Annotated in this window: 26 protein-coding genes and 1 pseudogene; 23 read left to right on the top strand and 4 right to left on the bottom strand. The window is 74.2% G+C overall.

The annotated features are described in order from the left end of the window. Positions 1 to 281 precede the first annotated feature (281 nt). The 13 genes from rpsP (at position 282) to dprA (ending at position 9,912) form a co-directional block, all read left to right on the top strand. A complete protein-coding gene (gene rpsP, locus FHL79_RS05400) occupies positions 282 to 776 on the top strand; it encodes a 30S ribosomal protein S16 (RefSeq protein WP_138757604.1) in 495 nt (164 codons plus the stop codon). Between the two features lie 3 nt (positions 777 to 779). After that, positions 780 to 1,016 (top strand): RNA-binding protein, encoded by a 237-nt coding sequence (locus tag FHL79_RS05395; RefSeq protein WP_014742367.1) that lies wholly within the window; start codon positions 780 to 782, stop codon positions 1,014 to 1,016. A 44-nt stretch (positions 1,017 to 1,060) separates the two neighbouring features. Further along, positions 1,061 to 1,576, top strand: a complete 516-nt coding sequence (gene rimM / locus FHL79_RS05390; RefSeq protein WP_138757603.1) for a ribosome maturation factor RimM — start codon at positions 1,061 to 1,063, stop codon at positions 1,574 to 1,576. Next, a complete protein-coding gene (gene trmD / locus FHL79_RS05385; RefSeq protein ID WP_138757602.1) occupies positions 1,573 to 2,319 on the top strand; it encodes a tRNA (guanosine(37)-N1)-methyltransferase TrmD in 747 nt (248 codons plus the stop codon). The genes rimM and trmD overlap by 4 nt, the downstream gene beginning before the upstream one ends. Further along, a complete protein-coding gene (locus FHL79_RS05380) occupies positions 2,316 to 2,810 on the top strand; it encodes an NUDIX hydrolase (protein ID WP_138757601.1) in 495 nt (164 codons plus the stop codon). Before trmD ends, FHL79_RS05380 begins: the two co-directional genes overlap by 4 nt. 160 nt (positions 2,811 to 2,970) lie before the next feature. Beyond that, entirely contained in the window at positions 2,971 to 3,327 is a 357-nt protein-coding gene (gene rplS / locus FHL79_RS05375; RefSeq protein WP_138734904.1) for a 50S ribosomal protein L19, read from the top strand. A 91-nt stretch (positions 3,328 to 3,418) separates the two neighbouring features. Beyond that, entirely contained in the window at positions 3,419 to 4,489 is a 1,071-nt protein-coding gene (gene lepB, locus FHL79_RS05370; protein WP_138757600.1) for a signal peptidase I, read from the top strand. 108 nt (positions 4,490 to 4,597) lie between these two features. Next, on the top strand, positions 4,598 to 5,305 hold the full coding sequence (locus FHL79_RS05365) for a response regulator transcription factor (protein WP_138757599.1): 708 nt from the start codon (positions 4,598 to 4,600) through the stop codon (positions 5,303 to 5,305). Between the two features lie 213 nt (positions 5,306 to 5,518). Next, the gene (locus tag FHL79_RS05360; protein ID WP_138757598.1) at positions 5,519 to 6,298 is read left to right on the top strand and encodes a ribonuclease HII; all 780 of its coding nucleotides are present in this window, start codon (positions 5,519 to 5,521) and stop codon (positions 6,296 to 6,298) included. Positions 6,299 to 6,354: 56 nt separating this feature from the next. Then, entirely contained in the window at positions 6,355 to 6,675 is a 321-nt protein-coding gene (locus FHL79_RS05355; RefSeq protein WP_014742360.1) for a DUF2469 domain-containing protein, read from the top strand. Positions 6,676 to 6,812: 137 nt separating this feature from the next. Then, positions 6,813 to 7,193, top strand: coding sequence for a YraN family protein (locus tag FHL79_RS05350; RefSeq protein ID WP_138757597.1), 381 nt, complete (start codon positions 6,813 to 6,815; stop codon positions 7,191 to 7,193). Next, on the top strand, positions 7,193 to 8,713 hold the full coding sequence (locus tag FHL79_RS05345; RefSeq protein WP_138757596.1) for a YifB family Mg chelatase-like AAA ATPase: 1,521 nt from the start codon (positions 7,193 to 7,195) through the stop codon (positions 8,711 to 8,713). The genes FHL79_RS05350 and FHL79_RS05345 overlap by 1 nt, the downstream gene beginning before the upstream one ends. Then, positions 8,710 to 9,912 carry a DNA-processing protein DprA gene (dprA, locus tag FHL79_RS05340; RefSeq protein ID WP_138757595.1) on the top strand — a complete coding sequence of 401 codons (1,203 nt, stop codon included), beginning with the start codon at positions 8,710 to 8,712 and terminating at the stop codon, positions 9,910 to 9,912. The genes FHL79_RS05345 and dprA overlap by 4 nt, the downstream gene beginning before the upstream one ends. Positions 9,913 to 9,917: 5 nt before the next feature. Here the strand turns inward: dprA and FHL79_RS05335 are convergent, their stop codons facing one another. Beyond that, positions 9,918 to 10,325: a RidA family protein gene (locus FHL79_RS05335; protein ID WP_138757594.1), complete on the bottom strand. Its 408-nt coding sequence runs from the start codon at positions 10,323 to 10,325 to the stop codon at positions 9,918 to 9,920. Between the two features lie 151 nt (positions 10,326 to 10,476). On the opposite strand from FHL79_RS05335, the gene FHL79_RS05330 reads away from it, so the two are divergent. From FHL79_RS05330 to FHL79_RS05320, 3 genes are all read left to right on the top strand, one after another. Then, entirely contained in the window at positions 10,477 to 11,436 is a 960-nt protein-coding gene (locus FHL79_RS05330; protein WP_138757593.1) for a tyrosine recombinase XerC, read from the top strand. A 51-nt stretch (positions 11,437 to 11,487) separates the two neighbouring features. Beyond that, positions 11,488 to 12,282 carry an RNA polymerase sigma factor WhiG gene (gene whiG / locus FHL79_RS05325; protein WP_138757592.1) on the top strand — a complete coding sequence of 265 codons (795 nt, stop codon included), beginning with the start codon at positions 11,488 to 11,490 and terminating at the stop codon, positions 12,280 to 12,282. 114 nt (positions 12,283 to 12,396) lie between these two features. Then, positions 12,397 to 13,062 carry an HAD family hydrolase gene (locus FHL79_RS05320; RefSeq protein ID WP_138757591.1) on the top strand — a complete coding sequence of 222 codons (666 nt, stop codon included), beginning with the start codon at positions 12,397 to 12,399 and terminating at the stop codon, positions 13,060 to 13,062. Positions 13,063 to 13,170: 108 nt separating this feature from the next. Here the strand turns inward: FHL79_RS05320 and FHL79_RS05315 are convergent, their stop codons facing one another. Both FHL79_RS05315 and FHL79_RS05310 read right to left on the bottom strand, forming a co-directional pair. After that, positions 13,171 to 13,713, bottom strand: coding sequence for a DUF4262 domain-containing protein (locus tag FHL79_RS05315; RefSeq protein ID WP_138757590.1), 543 nt, complete (start codon positions 13,711 to 13,713; stop codon positions 13,171 to 13,173). A 33-nt stretch (positions 13,714 to 13,746) separates the two neighbouring features. After that, entirely contained in the window at positions 13,747 to 14,238 is a 492-nt protein-coding gene (locus FHL79_RS05310) for a M23 family metallopeptidase (RefSeq protein WP_138757589.1), read from the bottom strand. A gap of 324 nt (positions 14,239 to 14,562) precedes the next feature. Between FHL79_RS05310 and rpsB the strand changes: the two genes are divergently transcribed. The 5 genes from rpsB to FHL79_RS05285 all read left to right on the top strand — a co-directional run bounded on the left by rpsB (position 14,563) and on the right by FHL79_RS05285 (position 19,249). Beyond that, complete coding sequence (gene rpsB, locus FHL79_RS05305) at positions 14,563 to 15,555, top strand: 30S ribosomal protein S2 (protein ID WP_138757588.1); 993 nt, start codon at positions 14,563 to 14,565, stop codon at positions 15,553 to 15,555. 91 nt (positions 15,556 to 15,646) lie between these two features. Then, entirely contained in the window at positions 15,647 to 16,462 is an 816-nt protein-coding gene (tsf, locus tag FHL79_RS05300; protein ID WP_138757587.1) for a translation elongation factor Ts, read from the top strand. Positions 16,463 to 16,602: 140 nt separating this feature from the next. Next, positions 16,603 to 17,391 (top strand): UMP kinase, encoded by a 789-nt coding sequence (pyrH, locus tag FHL79_RS05295; RefSeq protein WP_439331122.1) that lies wholly within the window; start codon positions 16,603 to 16,605, stop codon positions 17,389 to 17,391. Positions 17,392 to 17,495: 104 nt separating this feature from the next. Then, positions 17,496 to 18,053: a ribosome recycling factor gene (frr, locus tag FHL79_RS05290; RefSeq protein ID WP_138734893.1), complete on the top strand. Its 558-nt coding sequence runs from the start codon at positions 17,496 to 17,498 to the stop codon at positions 18,051 to 18,053. A gap of 20 nt (positions 18,054 to 18,073) precedes the next feature. Next, complete coding sequence (locus tag FHL79_RS05285; RefSeq protein ID WP_138757586.1) at positions 18,074 to 19,249, top strand: phosphatidate cytidylyltransferase; 1,176 nt, start codon at positions 18,074 to 18,076, stop codon at positions 19,247 to 19,249. A gap of 9 nt (positions 19,250 to 19,258) precedes the next feature. Here the strand turns inward: FHL79_RS05285 and FHL79_RS05280 are convergent, their stop codons facing one another. Continuing rightward, positions 19,259 to 19,621, bottom strand: a complete 363-nt coding sequence (locus tag FHL79_RS05280) for a DUF952 domain-containing protein (RefSeq protein WP_138757585.1) — start codon at positions 19,619 to 19,621, stop codon at positions 19,259 to 19,261. A gap of 46 nt (positions 19,622 to 19,667) precedes the next feature. On the opposite strand from FHL79_RS05280, the gene FHL79_RS05275 reads away from it, so the two are divergent. Together FHL79_RS05275 and FHL79_RS05270 are read left to right on the top strand one after the other, a co-directional pair. Continuing rightward, positions 19,668 to 20,375 (top strand): TrmH family RNA methyltransferase, encoded by a 708-nt coding sequence (locus tag FHL79_RS05275; RefSeq protein WP_138757584.1) that lies wholly within the window; start codon positions 19,668 to 19,670, stop codon positions 20,373 to 20,375. A gap of 124 nt (positions 20,376 to 20,499) precedes the next feature. After that, positions 20,500 to 21,603, top strand: a pseudogene (locus tag FHL79_RS05270) (hypothetical protein); the annotation flags it as partial.

Raw genomic sequence — 21,603 nt, 5'->3', positions numbered from 1 at the left:
CCGGCCGTGCTCCCAGTCCTGGTGGGGCAGCGCAGCCAGGCGGGTGAGCAGCCAGCCCCAGGACCTCGCCGCACGAACCAGGACCGGCACCCAGAGCTCCAGGTGGTGCAGCAGTCCGGAGCTGCCCACGGCTCTGCTCCTGGGATCTGGCATCATGGTCTGTCGAACACGGCGGGGCGGCCCTCTCACCGTTCCCGCCCGTGTCCAGCGCTCCGCCCCGGCGTACCCCCACGCGTCCGTCCGGCGGGCAACCACACACGTTCGAGGAGCACACCACACTCGTGGCCACCAAGATCAAGCTCATGCGCCTGGGCAAGATGCGCGCGCCGTACTACCGCATCGTCGTCGCCGACGCCCGCACCAAGCGGGACGGCCGGTCCATCGAGACCATCGGCAAGTACCACCCGAAGGAGGACCCCTCCTTCATCGAGGTCGACGCCGAGCGCGCCGCCTACTGGCTCGGCGTCGGCGCGCAGCCGACCGAGGCCGTCGCCGCCATCCTCCGGGTGACCGGTGACTGGCAGAAGTTCAAGGGCGAGCCGGCCCCGGCGCCGATGAAGGTCGCCGCCCCCAAGGCGGACAAGAAGGCCATCTACGAGGAGGCCGCCCGCGCGGCCATGAACGAGCCGACCGCCGACGCGACCACGCCGAAGAAGAAGGCCGCTCCCAAGGCCGACGCCGCCCCCGCTCCGGCTGAGGCCGTCGCCGAGGCTGCCGGCGCCGCCGGTTCCGGGACTGCCGCCTCCGGCGCCCCCGCCGAGACGCCTGCCGAGTAAGTCGTGCTCGAAGAGGCGCTCGAGCACCTGGTCAAGGGCATCGTCGACAACCCCGACGACGTCGTGGTCGACCTGGTCAACGGCCGGCGCGGCAAGACCCTCGAGGTCCGGGTCCACCCCGACGACCTCGGCAAGGTCATCGGCCGCGGCGGGCGCACCGCCAAGGCGCTGCGCCAGGTCATGACCGGTGTCGGCGGCCGCGGCCTGCGGGTCGACGTCGTCGACACCGACGGGCGCTGAGCACTCCCGGCGCCTCCGGCGCCACCCCGCAGTCCACCGACACCGTGGTGGTCGGCCGCATCGGCCGGCCCCACGGTGTCCGTGGTCAGGTGACCGTCGAGGTCCGCACCGACGACCCCGACCTGCGGTTCGCCCCCGGCGCCACGCTGCTCACCGAGCCGGCCGCCCGCGGCCCGCTCACCGTCGAAGCCGCCCGCTGGCACAGCGGCACCTTGCTGCTGACCCTGGCCGGGCCGGACGGCGTGGTGGTCGCCGGTCGCGAGGCGGCCGACGAGCTGCGCAACACCATGCTGCTGGTCCCGGTCGAGAAGCTCCCCGAGCTGGACGACCCGGACTCCTTCTACGACCACCAGCTGGTCGGGCTGGCCGCCGAGCTGCCCGACGGCACCCCGATCGGGGAGGTCACCGGGGTGCGGCACGAGGGCACCGAGCTGCTCGTCGTCCGCCGCCCCGACCGCGCCGAGCTGCTGGTGCCGTTCGTCACGGCCATCGTGCCGACGGTCGACCTGGCGGCCGGACGGCTGGTCGTCGACCCGCCCGAGGGGCTGCTCGACCTGTGACGTTCCGGATCGACGTCCTGACGATCTTCCCCGAGTACCTCGCTCCGCTGGGGCAGTCGCTGCTGGGCAAGGCCGCCCAGCGTGGCCTGGTCACCGTCGGCGTGCACGACCTGCGGCAGTGGACCGACGACGTCCACCGCACCGTCGACGACGCCCCCTACGGCGGCGGTCCGGGCATGGTCATGCGGCCCGAGCCCTGGGGGAGGGCGCTGGAGGCGGTCCGGCCGCCCGGCACCCGGCTGGTGGTCCCCACCCCGGCCGGCCGGCCGTTCACCCAGGCGGTGGCCGCGCAGTGGGCGACCGAGCCGGGGCTGGTCTTCGCCTGCGGCCGGTACGAGGGGATCGACCAGCGGGTCGCGGACTGGGCCGCCGGTGCCGGTCCGGTGTCCGAGGTCTCCATCGGCGACTACGTCCTGGCCGGCGGTGAGTCCGCCGTGCTGGTGATGGTCGAGGCGGTCACCCGGCTGATCCCCGGCGTGGTCGGCAACGCCGACTCCGTGGAGTTCGACTCGCACGCCGACGGGCTGCTCGAGGGCCCCTCCTACACCAGGCCGGCGGCCTGGCGGGACCTCGACGTGCCCCCGGTGCTGCTGTCCGGCGACCACGCCGCGATCGCCCGGTGGCGTCGCGTCCAGTCGCTGCGCCGCACCGCCGACCGTCGCCCCGACCTGCTGGCCGCGCTGCCCGACGGGGCGTTGGACGCCGGCGACCGGGCCGCCCTGGACGCCGATCCGCAGCCATGAGCCCGGCACGGGTGCGGCCGAGCAGCCGGGTGCTGGTCCTCGACCGGCAGCAGCGCGTGCTGCTGCTCGGCTCCCGGGGGCACGCGCCGGCTCCGGGCACGGGCGTGCAGTGGTGGTACACGCCCGGCGGCGGCGTGGAGGCCGGCGAGGACCTCCGGTCGGCCGCCGTCCGCGAACTCGCCGAGGAGATCGGGCTGCGCGTGGCGTCGACCGACCTGGAGGGGCCGGTCTGGTTCCGCCGGCACCTGACCGCGTGGGGTGCCGAGACCATCGACTCCCGCGAGACCTACTTCGTGCTGCGCGACGTCGACCACGAGGTGGACCCGAGCGGGCGCACCGCCGAGGAGCTGGCCGACGACGAACCGCACCGCTGGTGGACGCTGGCGGAGGTGGCCTCGGGTGCCGTGGTGTTCGCGCCCCGCGAGCTGGCGGCCGTCCTCCCCGACGTGCTCGAGGGGCCCTGGGCCGGGCCGCCGCGCATCGTCGACTGAAGTCGTGGCAGAATAGAGAGCTGCTGCAGATCGTCGGTTCCCATCGACGGTGCCTGCTGCCCTCCTGGGGCAGCGGAGCGCAGCGCCCCGCACGGACACCCCGGGTGACCGCTGTCCGTGCCACAGACGAGTTTCCCCGCTAGGACTGAGGACTGCTGCGATGAACACCCTGGACGCCCTCGACGCTGCGTCGCTGCGCGATGACATCCCCACGTTCCGCCCCGGCGACACCGTGAAGGTGCACGTGCGGGTCATCGAGGGCAACCGCTCACGCATCCAGGTCTTCCAGGGCGTCATCATCCGGCGTCAGGGTGGCGGCATCCGCGAGACCTTCACGGTGCGCAAGGTCAGCTTCGGCGTCGGCGTGGAGCGCACCTTCCCGGTGCACACCCCGGTGGTCGAGAAGATCGAGGTGCTGACCCGCGGCGACGTCCGTCGGGCCAAGCTGTACTACCTGCGTGAGCTGCGCGGCAAGGCCGCCAAGATCAAGGAGAAGCGGGACGTCGTCACCCGCTGACACCGAGCACTCCACCGGACGGGCCGGTCCGGTCGGAGGCGCCGGGCGGGTCGGCGGGCCAGGTCGTCGGCGGACCGTAGGCTGATCGGCGATGACCACGCACGGGCCCAGTGAGCCTGCCGACGCCGACACTCCCGGGCCGTCCGCCACGAACGAGTCCGGCGCGCCGGTGACCCCATCCGCCGGCGAGGGCGCTGCTGCCGCTGAGCCGCTCTCGGCCGGCCGTCGCGGGCGCCGGGGCACGACGGCCGCCAAGAAGGGCTCGCTCCTGCGTGAGCTGCCGGTCCTCCTGGTGATCGCCTTCGTGCTGGCCCTGCTGGTCAAGACGTTCCTGATCCAGGCCTTCTTCATCCCCTCCGGCTCGATGGAGCAGACGCTCCACGGATGTACCGGCTGCACCGGTGACCGGGTGCTGGTGAACAAGGTCCCGTACTGGTTCGGCGAGCCCGAGCCCGGTGACATCGTGGTGTTCCGCGGACCGGACACCTGGTCCCCGGAGATCACCGTGGCCGAACCCAGCAACTGGGTCTCCGGCGCGCTGCTGAGCCTGGGCCGGGCGATCGGGGTGGCGCCGCCGAGCGAGGACGACTACGTCAAGCGGGTCATCGCCACCGCCGGGCAGACCGTGCAGTGCTGCGACGCGCAGGGCCGGGTGACCGTCGACGGGAAGCCGCTCACCGAGCCCTACATCTACCAGGACTCCCCGCTCGGGGGCGGGGCCAACGGGCGCGAGTTCGGCCCGGTCACCGTGCCAGCCGGCCGGCTCTGGGTGATGGGCGACCACCGCTCGGCGTCGGCGGACTCGCGCAGCCACGTCAGCGACCAGTACAGCGGCACCATCGCCGTGGACGACGTCATCGGCAAGGGCGCGCTCATCGTCTGGCCGCTGGACCGGTTCACCGTGCTGGACAGCCCAGACATCCAGCAGCAGGCCGAGGCGCAGGCGGTGCGACCCGAGGCGTGGGTGCACGGGGACGCGGCCGTCGCCGCCCCCTACGCGCTGGGGTTGGCAGGGGCGTTGCCGATCAGCGCGGTGCGCCGCCGACGCCGTCGCCGGGGTGCCCGGCTGACCGGTCCGTCGCGCCGTCCTCCCCGCACCGGGTGGCGGCGGGTCCGCCGGCCGGCGCAGACCCGACCGGGTCGGGAGACCGACGCGGGCTGACCGCGCCGCGCACCGTCGCAGCGAATTCGCCGGAGGAGTTCAAGGAGTCCGTTCACCCGTCCGATGACCATGACAGCACGTCATCGGATCTCGAACGGAGAGTCACCTGTGTCCACCCCGCTGGCCGGCACCACCCGCGGCGTGACCCGCGTCCTCATCCTCGCCGACGCCCCGGTCCTGCGCCGTGGCCTGATCGGCATGGTCAACGAGACCGCCGGTCTGCAGGCGGTGGGCACCCCCGGTGAGCCGCGGCGGGCGCTGACCCTGGCCGAGACCGCCCGCCCCGACGCGGTGATCGTGGAGCTGGGCACCGGCCGGGCGGCGACGTTGAACGCCTGCCGGGACCTGCGCCGCCGCTATCCCCAGATCGCCATCGTCGCGGTCGGCACCGCCGAGGACCCGGCCGTGGTCAACGAGGCGCTGGCCGCGGGGGTGCGCGGCTACCTGCTGATGAACACCTCTCCGACGCTGCTGGGCTGGGCGGTGCTGGCCGCCCGGGCCGGGCGGACCGTGGTGGACCCGCAGATCCGCCGGGGTGAGGCCGGGGAGGTGCCGGTGTCGCGGGAGCTGACCCCGGAGGTGCCGCTGACCCGCCGGGAGTCCGACGTGCTCGACGAGCTGGTCCAGGGCCTGTCCAACCGGGCGATCGGCAAGGCGCTGTTCATCTCCGAGGACACCGTGAAGTCCCACGTCAAGGCGATCCTGCGCAAGCTGGGTGCCCGCGACCGCGCCCACGCAGTAGCTCTCGTCCTGTCCGCCCGCAACGGTGGCACCTGCACCTGCAGCACCCACCCCCTGACCACCGCCGGCCGCTGAGCCGACGGGACCCTCGTCGGCCCGGGCGCCTGGCCATCCGGCGCCCGGGCCGACCCCCACTGCCGGGACGACCGTCCCGGTGGGCCGGCCGGGGCGGTGCACGCCGTCCCGCAGGCCGCCATGAGCCGGTCCCCGTTCCCCCGGGGATCGGCTCGTGGTCGTCCGTGGAGCGGTGGTCCGGCCGTCGGCGGCCCGACGTAGGGTCGGCAGGCGATGGCTGCTCGATCTGCTCCTGCTGCACCCCGCTCGCGCCGGACCGACGACGAGACCCCCGACGACCTCTGGGCGATGGAACGCTCACTGCGCCGCCGGGGCTTCGCGGCGATCGCCGGCGCCGACGAGGCCGGTCGCGGCGCCTGTGCCGGTCCGCTGGTCGCTGCTGCCTGCGTGCTGCCCGCCGGTCGCCGCGGCCGGGTGCCCGGGCTCGCGGACTCCAAGCTGCTCACCCCGGCCACCCGGGACGAGGTCTACGCCGAGGTGCTGGACCGCGCCGTGGCCTGGTCGGTCGTGGCGATCCCGGTCGGCGACCTGGACGCCCGGGGCATGCACGTGACGAACATCGAGGCGCTCCGGCGGGCCGTGCGGGGCATGGACGTGGAGCCGGACTACGTGCTGACCGACGGCTTCCCGGTCAGCGGCCTGTCCCAGCCGTCGCTCGCGGTGTGGAAGGGCGACCGGGTCGCCGCGTGCGTGGCGGCTGCGTCGGTGCTGGCCAAGGTCAGCCGGGACCGGATGATGCTGGAGCTGCACGAGCGGTTCCCGCACTACGGGTTCGCCGAGCACAAGGGGTACATCACCGACGCGCACAGCGCTGCCCTGGACCAGCACGGGCCCTGCCCGGAGCACCGGATGCGGTTCGTCAACGTCGCCCGCGCCCGCGCGGCACACGCCGCGCGTGGAGTCGCCCTGTCCGGCGGGGGCGGCATGCACGATGATGGGCAGGAACCCGACCTCCGCAGGGCTGACGTCCCCGCACTGACGGCTCAGCACTGACGTCCCACCACTGACGACCCAGCACTGATGTCCCCGGCACCGATGGAGCACGCGCGATGAGCACCGAGGACCTCGAGAAGTACGAGACCGAGATGGAGCTGCAGCTCTATCGCGAGTACAAGGACATCGTCCGCCAGTTCTCCTACGTGGTGGAGACCGAGCGGCGCTTCTACCTGGCCAACAGCGTCGACCTGCAGGTCCGCGACGCCGGGGGCGAGGTGTTCTTCGAGCTGAAGCTCTCCGACGCCTGGGTGTGGGACATGTACCGCCCGGCCCGCTTCGTGAAGAACGTGCGGGTGGTGACGTTCAAGGACGTCAACGTCGAGGAGCTGGACAAGCCCGACCTCGAGCTGCCCGAGCAACCCCGCCTGCCCTGATCGTCGTCGGCTGCCCACCCCGGCAGCCTCACCGGTCCTGAGCGCGACGCGCTCCACGCCGTCCACAGGCCGGGGCTCCGTCCACAACCGGGCCGGCGCTCTGGTGCCGGGGCCTGCTCGCCCAGCACGGTCGACGGGTGCCGACTCCGCAGAACACCCCGCCGGACCACCGCGCCGCGCTCGGCGCCTACGGCGAGCGCGTCGCCGTCCGGGCGCTGACCGACGCCGGGCTGCAGGTCCTCGGCCGCAACTGGCGCTGCCGGGAGGGTGAGCTCGACGTCGTCGCCCGCGACGGCGACGCGCTGGTCTTCTGCGAGGTCAAGACCCGCACCGGCACCGGGTTCGGGCAGCCGGCCGAAGCGGTCACCGCGACGAAGCGGCGGAGGTTGCGGCGGCTGGCCCAGGCGTGGCTCGCCGCTCACGACCACCATGCGCCCGACCTCCGCTTCGACGTCGTCGGGGTGCACGTCCCGACATCCGGCCCCGCGCACGTCACGCACCTGCGGAACGCGTTCTGATGGCGCTCGCGCGGACGTGGTCGGTGGGGCTCGCCGGGGTCCAGGGTGCGATGGTCGAGGTGGAGGTCGACCTCGCCTCCGGTCTGCCCACGGTGGTGCTGGTCGGGCTGCCCGACGCGGTGGTGCGGCAGTCGGTGGACCGGGTGCGTGCTGCCGTGGTCAACACCGGCCACGACTTCCCGCTGCGCCGGGTGACCATCGGGCTCTCGCCCGCGGCCATGCCCAAGCAGGGCAGCGGGTTCGACCTCGCGCTCGCCGTCGCCGTGCTCGCCGGGGCCGAGGTGCTGCCCGCGGCGTCCGTCCGTGACCTGGTGCTGCTCGGCGAGCTCGGCCTGGACGGGTCGCTGCGTGCGGTGCGGGGCGTGCTCCCGGCGGTGCTCGCCGCGGCCCGGGCCGGGCACCGGTGCGTGGTCGTCCCGCAGGACAACGCCGACGAGGCCGGCCTGGTCGAGGGCATCGAGGTGCTCGCCGCCGCCACCCTCGGCCAGGTCGTCGCCCACCTGGCCGGCCGGGCGCGGATCCCGGCGCACGTGCGGGCGGCGCCGGCTCCGCTGCCGCCCGGTCCCGACCTGGCCGACGTGGTCGGGCAGGCCGCCGGACGGCGGGCGGTCGAGGTGGCCGCGGCCGGTGGGCACCACCTCTTCCTCAGCGGTCCACCCGGCGCGGGCAAGACCATGCTGGCCGAGCGGCTGCCCGGGCTGCTGCCGCCGCTCGACGAGCAGGCCGCCCTGGAGGTGACCGCGATCGCCTCGATCGCCGGCACGCTGCCGCTGGGCGCGCCGCTGGTCACCCGGCCGACCTTCGAGTCCCCGCACCACTCGGCCACGATGGCCGCGCTGGTCGGTGGCGGGTCGGGGCAGATCCGGCCCGGCGCCCTGTGCCGGGCGCACCGGGGCGTCCTGTTCCTCGACGAGGCACCGGAGTTCCCCCGGACGGTGCTGGACACGCTCCGCCAGCCGCTGGAGCGCGGGTCGGTGACCATCCACCGGGCCAGCGGGTCGGCGACGTTCCCCTGCCGGGCACAGCTGGTCCTGGCGGCCAACCCCTGCCCGTGCGCGAGCGCAGCCGGTGACACCGCCTGCACCTGCAGTGCGCTGGAGCGACGCCGCTACCAGTCCCGGCTGTCCGGGCCGCTGCTCGACCGGATCGACCTGCGGGTGACCCTTCCCCCGGTCACCCGGGCCGCCTGGCTGGACGGGGTGGAGCCACCGGAGCCGACGTCGGCGGTGGCGGCGCGGGTGCGTGCCGCGCGGGCCACGGCGGCCGAGCGGATGGCCGGGACCGGGTTGTCGCTCAACAGCCAGGTGCCCGGGCGCCTGCTCCGCGACCGCTGGTCGGTGCCGCGGAGGTCGCTGACGCTCGTCGAGCGGGCGCTGGAGCGGGGGTCGTTGTCGGTGCGTGGGTTCGACCGGGTGCTGCGGGTCGCCTGGACGCTCGCCGACCTCGCGGGTCTGGCCACACCCGGGCCCGACCAGGTCGCCGAGGCGCTCGGCATGCGCCTGCAGCGGGTGGCGGCGTGACCGGGACGGCGGAGCCGGAGGTCCGGCTGGCGCGGGCCTGGCTGTCCCGCGCGGTGGAGCCGGGCTCGGTGGCGTTCTGGCGGTTCGTCGAGCGGGAGGGCCCGGTGGCAGCGGTGCAGGCGCTGCAGTCGGGCAGCGCGCCCCCAGCGGTCCAGTCGCTCGCCGGCCGGCGGGCCGGTGAGGACGCCAGCCAGGACGACCTGCTGCGTGCCGACCGGTGCGGCGCCCGGCTGGTCGTGCCGGAGGACGACGAGTGGCCTGCGTTCGCCCTGCACTGCCTGACGCTCGCCGCCCACGGCCTGCCGACCGAGCCGCGGGACCTCCCGGACCGGACGAAGGTCCTGGTGCCCCCGGTGGCGTTGTGGGTGCGCGGCGACCGGCCGCTGGACGAGCTGGTCGACCGGTCGGTGGCGCTGGTGGGCTCACGGGCCTCCACCGCCTACGGGGAGCACGTCGCCGCGGAGCTCGCCCACGGGTTGGGGGAGCGCGGGTGGACGACCGTCTCCGGCGGGGCCTTCGGCATCGACGCGGCTGCCCACCGCGGCGCGCTCGCAGCCGGCGCACCGACCGTCGCCGTCCTGGCCTGTGGCGTCGACCGGGCCTACCCCGGTGCGCACTCGGCACTGTTCGCCCGGGTCCTCGACGACGGGGCGCTGGTCAGTGAGTGGCCGCCGGGCTGCGCGGCGCTCTCGCACCGGTTCCTGGTGCGGAACCGGCTGATCGCCGCGCTCTCCCGGGGCACGGTGGTCGTCGAGGCCGCCGTGAGGTCCGGCGCCCAGGCCACCGCGAACCGGGCCCACGGCCTGGGCAAGGCGGTGATGGCCGTGCCCGGTCCTGTCACCTCGGCGATGAGCGTCGGCTGCCACCAGCTGCTGCGCGACACCGAGCAAGGAGCGCGGCTGGTGACGTCGGCGGCGGAGGTGGTCGAGGTGGTCGGGTCCCTGGGTACGGACCTCGCCGAGCCCCCGCCCCGGCCGGGGTCTCCGCGCGACTCGTTGTCCGACCTCGCCCGCCGGGTGCTGGACGCCTGCCCGGTGCGCACCGGTGTGCCGCCGGAGCGGCTGGCCGCGGTGGCCGGCTGCGACGTGGCCGACGTCCTGCGGGTGCTGCCGGTGCTCGAGGTGCACGGGCTGGTGGAGTGGACCGGCACCGGCTGGCGGATCGCCCGAGACCCGTCCGACGGCCGGCCGTCACGGTGAGCGGGTCAGGGGAGGACGGCCACCGCCTCCACCTCCACGAGCAGGTCCGGCTCGCCGAGCGCGCTGACCCCGATCAGGGTGATGGGCTTGATCGGGTCGATCCCGAGGCGCTCGGCGACCCGGCCGACGCCGGTCATCAGGTCGGCCATCTTGTCGGGGGTGTGGTCGACCACGTAGACGGTGAGCTTCGCGATGTCCGCGAAGCTGCCACCGACCGAGCCGACGGCGGTGGCCACGTTGAGGTAGGCCTGCTCCACCTGGGCCGCGAGGTCCCCGTTCCCGACGGGCTCACCCGCTGCGTCCCGCGCGACCTGCCCGGACAGGTAGACGGTCCGGGAGCCGCTGGCCACGGACAGCTGCGCGTACGCCGTGGGGACCGGCAGTCCGGCGGGGTTGATCGACTCGACGCTCATCTGCACTCCTCGAGGAGCCCGCCGACCGGCGGGGAGGTGACCAGTGGAGCGCAGGGGTCCGACGACTCCGCACCGCGTCTGAGCTGTTGCGCGCAACCGGTCCCCGGCGCGGCACGTTGACCCGCAGCCGCTCCCGACGGAGGCTGCGCCCATGGCCACCGGGACCGCTGAGCTGCGCGCGGCACTGCCGCCCGCGCTCACCGAGTCGCTGGACGGCTGGGAGGAGCACCTGCGCCTGCAGCGGGACCTCTCCGAGCACACCATCCGGGGGTACGTCGGGGACGTCGTCTCGCTGCTGGACCACCTCGTCCGGCGGAGCGGGAGCACGGTCGCCGACCTGGACCTGGCGACGCTGCGCAGCTGGCTCGCCCAGGGCCGCGCCCGCGGGGACAGCAGGTCGACCACCGCCCGCCACGCCGCCTCGGCCCGCTCCTTCACCGCGCACCTGCGCCGCAGCGGTCAGGTGGCCGAGGACGTCGGCCTGCGGCTGTCCAGCCCGCGCGCCCACCGCACCCTGCCCGGCGTCCTCGGTGCCGACCAGGCGCGCGCGGTCCTCGACCAGGCGACGCAGCCGCCGGCCGAGGCGGAGCAGCCGGCCGAGGCAGCCCTGCGGCTGCGCAACGTGCTGGTCGTCGAGCTGCTGTACGCCAGCGGCGTCCGGGTGGGGGAGCTGGTCGGTCTGGACGTCGACGACGTGGACCGGGGACGGCGGCTGCTGCGGGTGCTCGGCAAGGGCCGCAAGGAGCGCAGCGTGCCCTACGGCGCCCCGGCCGCGGCAGCCCTGGAGGTGTGGCTGAGCGCAGGTCGCCCCGTGCTGGCCACCCCGACCAGCGGGCCGGCCCTGCTGCTGGGCGTGCGTGGCGGTCGGCTCGATGCCCGCGAGGCCCGCCGGGTGGTGCACGCGGCAGTGGCCGCTGCCCCGGGGGTGCCCGACGTCGGCCCGCACGGCCTGCGACACTCGGCGGCGACGCACGTCCTGGAGGGCGGCGCTGACCTCCGCACCGTCCAGGAGCTGCTGGGTCACGCTAGCCTCGCGACGACGCAGGTCTACACCCACGTGACCGTCGAGCGGTTGCGTGCGGTGCATGCCCAGGCACACCCGCGAGCATGAGGGGCACGGCGTTGGAGCAGAAGCTGTTGGTGGTCGAGCGGGGGAGTGCACGTGTCTGAGGCGACGGTCGACCGGCTGACCAGCGAGGACCCGGACGCGTTCATCGCGGACCTGTGGGCCCGATACGTCGACGGGCGGGACACCGGCCTGCGCGACCGGCTGATCCTGCACTACGCGCCGCTGGTGAAGTACGTCGCCGGCCGGGTCGGCAGCGGCCTGCCCGCCCACGTCGAGCAGGCCGACCTGGTGTCGTACGGGACGTTCGGGCTGATCGACGCCATCACCCGGTTCGAGCCGTCCCGGGAGATCAAGTTCGAGAGCTACGCGATGGCGCGCATCCGCGGCGCCATCATCGACGAGCTCCGCTCGACCGACTGGATCCCGCGGTCGGTGCGGATGAAGGCGCGGCAGTTCGAGCGCACGGTCGCCGCCCTGGAGGCCAAGCTCCAGCGCAGCCCGACCGACGAGGAGATCGCCGACGAGATGGACATGGACGTCGAGGAGATCCGCAAGTTCCTCGGCCAGCTGTCCCTGGTCAACGTCGTCGCCCTCGACGAGCTGCTGGTCGACGACGACGGCTCCGCGCCGCGGCTGGTCGACACCCTCAAGGACACCGCAGCGCTGGACCCGCAGGCGATGGCCGAGCACGGTGAGGCCCGGCAGCTGCTGGCCCGCGCCGTCGAGCAGCTCCCCGAGCGGGAGAAGGTCGTCGTCAGCCTCTACTACTTCGAGGGCCTGACACTGGCCGACATCGGCCGGGTGCTCGGGGTGACCGAGAGCCGGATCTGCCAGCTGCACACCAAGGCCGTGCTGCACCTGCGCAGCAAGCTCGCCGACATCGCCTGACCGGTGTGTCAGGACACCCTGGCCGAGCCATGGACATCGCACGTGAGCACGAGCGTCGGTGGACACCACAGTTGAGCAGCCGCCCCGGCCTGGCTGCCTCAGTACGGTGGCTCTGTGACGCGCGCGGTGCTCTTCGACTGGCGTGGAACGCTCGTCACGACGCTGACCGAGACCCAGTGGGTTGAACAGGCACTGCGGGAAGTCAGATGCGATCCCGCGCCGGCCGTCGTCGACAGGATCGTCGCGGCGATCGGAGCAGCGAATGGCGATGAGGACCGACTGGACGGTCCCGGTGTGGACAGTGACGCAGCACTCCACCGGAAGACGTACATGAGCGTGTTCGCAGACGCTGGCTTGGACGGTGAGTTGGCGGAGGCGCTGTACTCGGTCGAGTCCGACCCACGACACAACGCCTTCGCGCTCGATGTCGCCGAGACGCTGGGCGCGATCCGCGATCGCGGGCTCGAGATCGCGGTGGTCAGCGACGTTCACTTCGACCTGCGTCCCGCGTTCGACGCAGCTGGTCTCTCCGGCCTGGTCGACGTCTTCACGTTGTCCTGTGAACAGGGCGTGCAGAAGCCCGACCCGCTGATGTTCCGGCGGACCCTCGAGGCGCTGGGCGCGGACGCGAGCGACGCGCTCATGGTCGGGGACCGGTCCCGTCCGGACGGAGCAGCGGTGGAGGAGGGCCTCACCACACTGCTCCTTCCCCCGTTGCAGGAGGTCGCTGATCGTCGGCTGCACATGGTGCTCGCGCTCTGCGACGCGGCTCGGGCCTGACTGCCGATCACCGGCGCACCGCCTGGACCGCGAGGCCACGACAGTCGAGGTGACCCATCGGAGGACCAGTGGCCTCGGCAGGCTGCTGCGAACAGGGTGCGCAGCGGCTCAGTCCTGCGGCCGGGGGCCCAGCAGCGGCTGGGCGTGCGGCGGGTTGCGGTGGCCCTCCTCCCACGGCAGCTTCCCGGTCGAGTCGGGCCACACCAGCTGCAGGGCGTCCACGGAGCCGGAGAACTGCTCGGCCACGGCCAACCGGTCGGTGTCGGCCACCTGCAGGAACACCACGGGTGAGTCGGCGTCGGTCAGGGCGGTCGTCACCACGCCGGGGCTGAACCGGGCGCCCGCGCGGACGGCCTCGCCCACGAGGTTGAGGTAGGTCTCGGCGGCCTCGAACGGCAGCCCGACGACGATGACCTCGGGGTGCCCCAGGCCGGCAAGCCCCACGGTGTGGGACCAGCGCGGGTCGCCCGGCCCGCTCCCGCCGCCGTGCAGCACCGCCCAGCCGAACCGGTCGACGACCCGCCGCAGGTCGTCCAGCACCTGGGCGTCGTCCGGCGGCCCGGCGACCTCCGCGCCGGCCGCCTCTGCACCGGCCGCCTCCGGGGACGTGGGTGTCTCGGGTTGCGGGGTCTGCTTCCGTCGCCAGCGCACGCCCGGACGGTAGTGGGCGGCCGCGCCGTCCGGTCAGTGCCACGGCAGCAGCCGGACCCTGGGCGGCCGCAGCAGCGACAACGGGTCCAGGTAGACGTCGCCGCGACGCAGCCCCCAGTGCAGGCACGCCTGGGCGGTGCACCCGGGATGGCCGTCGACCAGCACCCCCAGCGGCGTCCCGCGGGCGACCGCCTGGCCGGCCGCCACCGCGGGCTGCACCGGCTCGTAGGTCGTCCGGAGCCCGCCGGCGTGCGCGACGCTCACCACCGGACGCCCGGCGACCATCCCGGCGAACGCCACGACCCCCGCACCGGCGGCGAGCACCGGGGTCCCGGCGGCACCGGCCAGGTCGGCACCACGGTGGCCGGCCGCGTACGGCGTCGGCGGCGGGTCGAACGCGCGGGGAACGACGAGGTCGCCCGGCAGCGGCGACCCCCACAGCCCCGGAGCTGCCGAGGCGGCCGGCGAGCCGCCGACGAGGGAGACGACGACGATCAGGAAGACCAGCAGGCGGGCGCGCAGCACGTCGACGACCCTGCCCTCGGCGGCGGCGTCGCGGCGCCACCGGGAGCCGGTGGTGGACCGGGCACCGGCCTGGGGACGACCCGGGCGGAGCAGGCGCCGGGAACGGGTATGCTCACCGGTGCGGTCCGTCCTCGACGGATCGACTTCGCGTGTCCTCCTCCCGCTGCTGCAGCGGGGCGGTCGCCACCTCGGTCCCCTCTCACGACGGGTTCGGTGGCGTGGCCGGACACCAGGGCGGCGGCCCCACCGGGGCCGTCGCGACAACCGAGCAGCGCGGCCCAGGCCTCCGGTCGCCCGCGCACGAGCACAGAAGGGCGGCGCCACGTGGCAGTCGTCAGCATGAAGAACCTGCTCGACAGCGGGGTCCACTTCGGTCACCAGACCCGTCGCTGGAACCCGAAGATGAAGCGCTTCATCTTCACCGAGCGCAACGGCATCTACATCATCGACATCCAGCAGACGCTGGGTTACATCGACCAGGCCTACGAGTTCGTGAAGCAGACCGTCGCCCACGGCGGTTCGATCATGTTCATCGGGACCAAGCGCCAGGCGCAGGAGGTCATCGCCGAGCAGGCGACCCGGGTCGGCATGCCCTACGTGAACCAGCGCTGGTTGGGCGGCATGCTCACCAACTTCCAGACCGTCTACAAGCGGCTCGAGCGCCTCAAGGAGCTCGAGGACCTCGAGCAGACCGGCGCGCTGGTCAGCCTCTCGAAGAAGGAGCAGCTGGTCCTCTCCCGCGAGAAGGCCAAGCTCGAGCGCTCCCTCGGCGGCATCCGCGACATGAAGAAGGTGCCCAGCGCCGTCTGGATCGTGGACACCAAGAAGGAGCACATCGCCGTCGGCGAGGCTCGCAAGCTGAACATCCCGGTCGTCGCGATCCTCGACACCAACTGCGACCCCGACGAGGTCGACTACAAGATCCCGGGCAACGACGACGCCATCCGCAGCACCGCGCTGCTGACCCGCGTCATCGCTGACGCGGTCGCGGAGGGCCTCATGGCCCGCTCGGCCGCCCAGGCCAACGCCGGTCGCACCGAGGACGGCGCCGAGACCCCGGCCGTCGGCGGTGGCGAGCCGCTGGCCGACTGGGAGCGCGAGCTGCTCACCGGTGGCGACGCGGCCCCGGCCGTCGACGCGGTCCCGCCCGTCGACGCGGCCCCGGCCGTCGACGCCGCTGCGCCGGCCACGGCGACCGAGCTGCCCGAGACCCCGGCCGAGCCGGCCACCGTCACGGCCGAGGAGATCGCCCCGGTCGCAGGCGTGCCCGCCACCGGCGACACCTCCACCGGCACCCAGGGCGCCCAGAACGGCTGAACCTCACCGGCGCCGCTCCCCATCGCCCGCCGGGCGGGGAGCGGCGCCGCCGCACGTCCGCACACCAGCACCCCACACCAGAGGAAGTGACATGCCTGCCTTCACCGCAGCCGACGTGAAGCGTCTCCGTGACGCCACCGGCGCCGGCATGATGGACTCCAAGAAGGCCCTCACCGAGGCCGATGGCGACTACGACAAGGCCATCGAGTTCCTCCGCGTCAAGGGCGCCAAGGACGTCGGCAAGCGCCTCGAGCGCTCGACGACCAACGGCGTCGTCGTCAGCCGGGACGGCGCGCTGCTCGAGCTCGACTGCGAGACCGACTTCGTCGCCAAGAACGCCGACTTCGTGAAGCTGGCCGAGCGCCTGCTCGACGTCGTGCTGGCCGAGAAGCCGGCCGACGTGGACGCGCTGCTGGCCGCCCAGGTCGACGGCCAGACGGTCGCCGCCCTGGTCGAGAGCGAGTCGGCCCGGATCGGCGAGAAGCTGGTGCTGTCCCGCTTCGCCGTCTTCGAGGGCACCACGGCGGTCTACCTGCACAAGCGGGCCACCGACCTGCCCCCGGCCATCGGCGTCGCCGTGCAGTACACCGGTGGTGACGCCGACGCGGCCCGCTCGCTGGCGATGCACGTCGCCGCGGCCCGTCCGCGCTACCTGACCCGCGAGGAGGTCCCCGCCGAGGCGGTGGAGACCGAGCGCCGGGTCGCCGAGCAGACCGCGAAGGAGGAGGGCAAGCCCGAGCAGGCGATCAGCCGGATCGTCGACGGTCGGGTCAACGCCTACTACAAGGACTTCGTCCTGCTGGAGCAGCCCTCGATCACCGAGCCCAAGCGCACCGTGCAGCAGGTCATCGGTGACGCCGGCCTGACCGTCGAGCGGTTCGTCCGCTTCGAGGTCGGCCAGGCCTGACGCAGGACCAGCACGTCACTCCGGCCCCTTCCCGCACCGGGAGGGGGCCGGTGGCCTGTCCGGACGCCGGTGCGGAGGAAGCCGCGGGGCGGATGGGGCAGGATCCACCCACGACGACATCGAACCGAGGGACCCTCCACGTGAGCGACACGACCGCTGGCAGCAACCCGGAGGGCCTGCTGTTCGCACCGGCCGCCTCCGCCCCGACCGATGGCAGCGGCTACCGCCGGGTGCTGCTCAAGCTCTCCGGTGAGGCCTTCGGTGGCGGCAGCGTGGGGGTCGACGGCGGCATCGTGCACCGCATCGCCGAGCAGCTCGCCGAGGTGGTGCACGGCGGCACCCAGGTCGCCGTCGTCGTCGGGGGTGGCAACTTCTTCCGTGGCGCCGAGTTGGCCGACGCGGGCATGGACCGCCGGCACGCCGACTACATGGGCATGCTCGGCACCGTCATGAACGCGCTGGCCCTGCAGGCCTTCTGCGAGCAGGTGGGTCTGGAGACCCGCGTGCAGACCGCGATCACGATGGGCCAGGTCGCCGAGCCCTACATCCCCCGCAAGGCCGTGCGGCACCTGGAGAAGGGCCGGCTGGTGATCTTCGGGGCCGGCGCCGGCATGCCGTACTTCTCCACCGACACCGTCGCCGCGCAGCGGGCGCTGGAGATCGGCTGCCAGGTCCTGCTGATGGCCAAGAACGGCGTCGACGGCGTCTACGACGACGACCCGCGGACCAACCCCGACGCCACGCTGTACACCGACCTGGACTACGCGACGGTGCTGGCCAAGCAGCTGAAGGTCGCCGACGCGACGGCGATCAGCCTGTGCATGGACAACAAGATGCCCATCGTCGTGTTCAACCTGCTGCAGGACGGCAACATCGCCCGGGCCGTCGCAGGTGAGAAGATCGGCACGTTGATCAGCCAGTCGGTCTGACCCGACCGGCTGTGGGTACGGACGAGGTCGCCGGCCCCGTCCGCACCCGTACCACCGCACACCCACCGGCCAGCACGGCGGCACTGCCGCAGGAGGAGATGACCGTGATCGACGACACCCTGCTCGACGCCGAGGAGCGGATGGACAAGGCCCTGTCGGTCGCCCGCGAGGACCTCGGTTCCGTCCGCACCGGCCGTGCCGCCCCGTCGATGTTCAACAAGATCGTCGTCGACTACTACGGCGCCTACACCCCCATCCCGCAGATGGCCTCCATCACCATCCCCGAGGCCCGGATGGCGGTCATCAAGCCCTATGACGCCGGGCAGCTGCAGGCGATCGAGCGGGCGATCCGGGACTCCGACCTCGGCGTGAACCCGACCAACGACGGGTCACTGATCCGCGTCGTCTTCCCGCAGCTCACCGAGGACCGGCGCCGTGACCTGGTCAAGGTCGCCCGGTCCAAGGGCGAGGACGCCAAGGTCGCCATCCGGAACATCCGGCGGCGCTCCAAGGAGGAGCTGGACCGCATCTCCAAGGACGGCGAGGCCGGCGAGGACGACGTGCGGCGTGCGGAGAAGGAGCTCGACGACCTCACCGCCACCCACGTCGGCGCCATCGACGAGGCGATGAAGAACAAGGAGACCGAGCTCCTCGACGTCTGATCCGACCCGGACCCCTCGGCATGCCCCGCCGCCCGCACCGCCCCGAGCCCACCGGCTCGGGGCGCGAGCGTCCCCGCGGCCGGGCCGGGGTCTTCGACGCAGACGCCGACGACGCCGGTCCGGTGCTCCGCATCGGGCAGCCGCCGGTGCCACCGCCGCCGCCCCGTCCGCCGGTCCCGGGGCAGGGGTCGCAGCACCGGCCGCCGGGGCAGGGGCCGGAGACCGTCGGTCTGCAGTGGGGAGCCGCCGGGAACGCGTCCGGTGCCGAGCGCGTCCCGGCCGCTGACGACCCCGCCGACCCGCCGCTGACCGCCGTCCCGGACGCCCTGGGCGCGGAGGCGACCGGGGTGGACCCGATCGACACCCCCACCGGCGCACCCCGGGCCACCGGCCGCGCCGGCCGCGACATGGCCTCGGCGATCGGGGTCGGGCTCGGGCTGGGCGCGGTCATCCTGGCCGCGCTGCTCATCTGGCGTCCGGCGTTCCTGCTGGTCCTCACCGCCGCCGTGCTGATCAGCATCGTGGAGCTCACCGGCGCCCTGGTCCGGGGCGGTCACCGCCCGCCCCGGACACCGGTGCTGGTCGGCGCGCTCGCGATGCTGGCGCTCGCCTGGGCCCGCGGGCCGTCCGGACTGGTCGTCGCCTTCCTGCTCACCGTCTTCGCCGTCCTGCTGTGGCGGCTCGGCCAGGGCCCCGTCGGCTACCTGCGCGATGCCTCGGCCGCGGTCCTCGTCGCCTTGTACGTCCCGCTGCTCGCCGGGTTCGCGGTGCTGCTGCTCGTCCCGGACGACGGCGCCGCCCGGGTGCTCGCCTTCATCGCCACGGTGGTCTGCAGCGACGTCGGCGGGTTCGCGGCCGGGGTCCTGTTCGGCAAGCACCCGATGGCACCGTCGATCAGCCCGAAGAAGTCCTGGGAGGGGCTGGCCGGGTCGATCACCGCGTGCGTGCTGATCGGGACGCTGCTGGCCACGCTGACCTTCCACGCCCCCTGGTGGGGCGGCGCGCTGTACGGCGTCGCGATCGCACTGACGGCGACCCTGGGCGACCTGGCGGAGTCGCTGATCAAGCGCGACCTGGGGATCAAGGACATGGGCAACCTGCTGCCCGGCCACGGCGGTCTGATGGACCGGATGGACTCGCTGCTCCCGTCCGCGGTCGTCGCCTACCTCGCGCTCTCGCTCATCGCCCCCAGCTAGCCCGTTCCGTCAGGTCGGCAGCCCGGGGAGTTGCAGCGGCGTCCCGAGCTGCCAGGGGACGACGGCGACCACCGCGGCGGTCGGCAGCGGGCCGTACAGGTGCGGGAACCGCATGCTCGCCGGGTCGCCCGGGACCCCGGGTTCGAACCGCACCGGGGCGGGCAGCCGTGCCGGATCGACCACCAGCACGACGACGTCGCGTCGACCGGGGAAGAGCCGCTGGGCGGGCAGGTGCACCTGTGCCGGCGTCGACAGGTGCACGAACCCCACCTCGGCCAACGACGGAGGGGTCACCGCGCCGGTGCCCAGCGCCGCCCGCCACTCGGCGTCCGTCGTCAGGTGCAGCAGCGGGCCGATCGTCTGGTCCTCCACCTCTCCGACCCAACCGCACCGCCCGGCGTGACAGCATGCCGGGGCGATGACGACGGACGACGCGGGACCCGGCCCCACCGAGTGGGGCAGCTCCGTCGGGGTCGGCCCCTGGAACGGCCCGTGGCCGGAGGACCCGCGGTACGACCGGCACCTGCTCGCCGAGGGGGACCGCCGCAACGTCGTCGACCGGTACCGCTACTGGACCCTCGAGGCGATCGTCGCGGACCTGGACAGCCGCCGGCACCCCTTCCACGTGGCGATCGAGAACTTCGCGCACGACCTCAACATCGGCACCGTCGTGCGCACCGCCAACGCCTTCCTCGCCGCCGAGGTGCACGTCGTCGGCCGGCGCCGGTGGAACCGGCGCGGGGCGATGGTCACCGACCGCTACCAGCACCTGCGCCACCACCCCGACGTCGCCGGGTTGCTGGGGTCCGCTGCGGCCGAGGGGCTCGTGGTCGTCGCCGTGGACAACGGCCCGGACGCCGTCCCGCTGGAGACGGTCGAGCTCCCGCGGCGCTCGCTGCTCCTCTTCGGCCAGGAGGGCCCGGGGCTGTCGGCGGCCGCACGGGAGGGAGCCGCGATGACGGTGTCCATCGCCCAGTTCGGCTCGACGCGGTCGCTGAACGCCGGGGTGGCGGCCGGCATCGCCATGCACGCGTGGGTGCAGCAGCACGCCGACCTCACCGCGGCGGTGCGTCCGCCCGTCGCCGGTGGGACGGATGTGGCTCCGGAGAGCCCCAGCGGGGTGTGACCGGCTGACCACGCCGCGCCTGCCCGGGGCGGGTCGATGCGTCCGGCAGCATGGCTGGTCGGGCGCGCTGGCCGGCTCGACCACGACAGGTGGTCGGCGGGAGGGTGCCGGGGAGGAGCGGGCTGTGGCTGCGGAGCGACCGGACGAGGACAGCACCGGGGCGCCGCAGGAGGCCGTGGCCCCGGCGAGCCCCGCGGACCAGTTCCTCACCCAGCCGATGCCCGACGAGCCCTGGGACGAGGCCTGGCTGCCCCAGTGGGTCCATCCCGAGCTGCCACCCCGCCTCGACCCCCGCGCCCAGACCGACGACCCGCCGGAGGCCGCCGCCGGGCCGCTGCCGACCCGCCTCGAGGCCGCCCTCGCCGAGCTGCGCGAGGAGGAACTGGCCGCCCAGCGTGCCGCCGACGCGCAGGCCGCGGCCCAGCTGGCCGCCTGGCAGGAGGCCATCCGCGCCGGGGAGGCGCTCGCCGAGCGGTCGGCGTCCTCGCTCCCCGCGGCCCCGACGGTCGAGCCGGTGCCGGTCGAGCCGGTGCCGGTCGAGTTCCCGCCCGTCGAGCTCCTCGCCGCAGACACGACCGCAGACACGACCGCAGACACGACCGCAGACACGACCGTGGTGGACGACGCGGTGCCCGACGTCCCCGTCGTCCGTGCCGCGCCCCCACCCGGGCGGCTGCGCAGGCGGCTGCTGCTCCCGCTGGCCGTGCTGCTCGTCGCGGGGCTGCTGGCGGGCTTCGCCTTCACCACCACCTCGTCCGGCGACGGAGCCGAGGTGGCGGCGTCGGAGCGCCAGGCGGCCACCGCCGCGCCGACCACCGCAACGGTCCCCGTCGCGCCGCGGCGCACCGAGCAGCCGGCCGCCCCGTCGGCGGTGGTCCCACCCGCCGAGCTGCCTGCCATCACCACCGAACCCGCAGTGACCACCGCTCCGGTGACGCCGGCGGCCCCCAGCGCCACCAGCCGGGCGACCACGAGGGCGACCACGGGGGCGACCACGGGGGCGACCACCCCGGCCGACGTCCCGGTCCTGCTCCCCGCGGCCGCCGCCACGGCTCCCGCCACGGTCGACGCGGCGGTCCCCACGGCCGGCACGCCGGTGCGGGCGAGCGGCGTCCGACCGCGGCCAGGCGGCGTCACCGGTGCGGCGACCCCCACCAGGGAGTCGACGCCGACGGCGACCCCGACACCGACCAGCGCCCCGACCGGCACGCCCGCGCCGACCCCCATC

The sequence above is a fragment of the Modestobacter altitudinis genome (assembly GCF_005930475.1).
In the GTDB taxonomy this organism is placed as follows: Bacteria; Actinomycetota; Actinomycetes; order Mycobacteriales; family Geodermatophilaceae; genus Modestobacter; species Modestobacter altitudinis.
The sequence above is the reverse complement of the archived record's forward strand: the minus strand, read 5'-3'. Positions and strand labels throughout refer to the sequence as shown.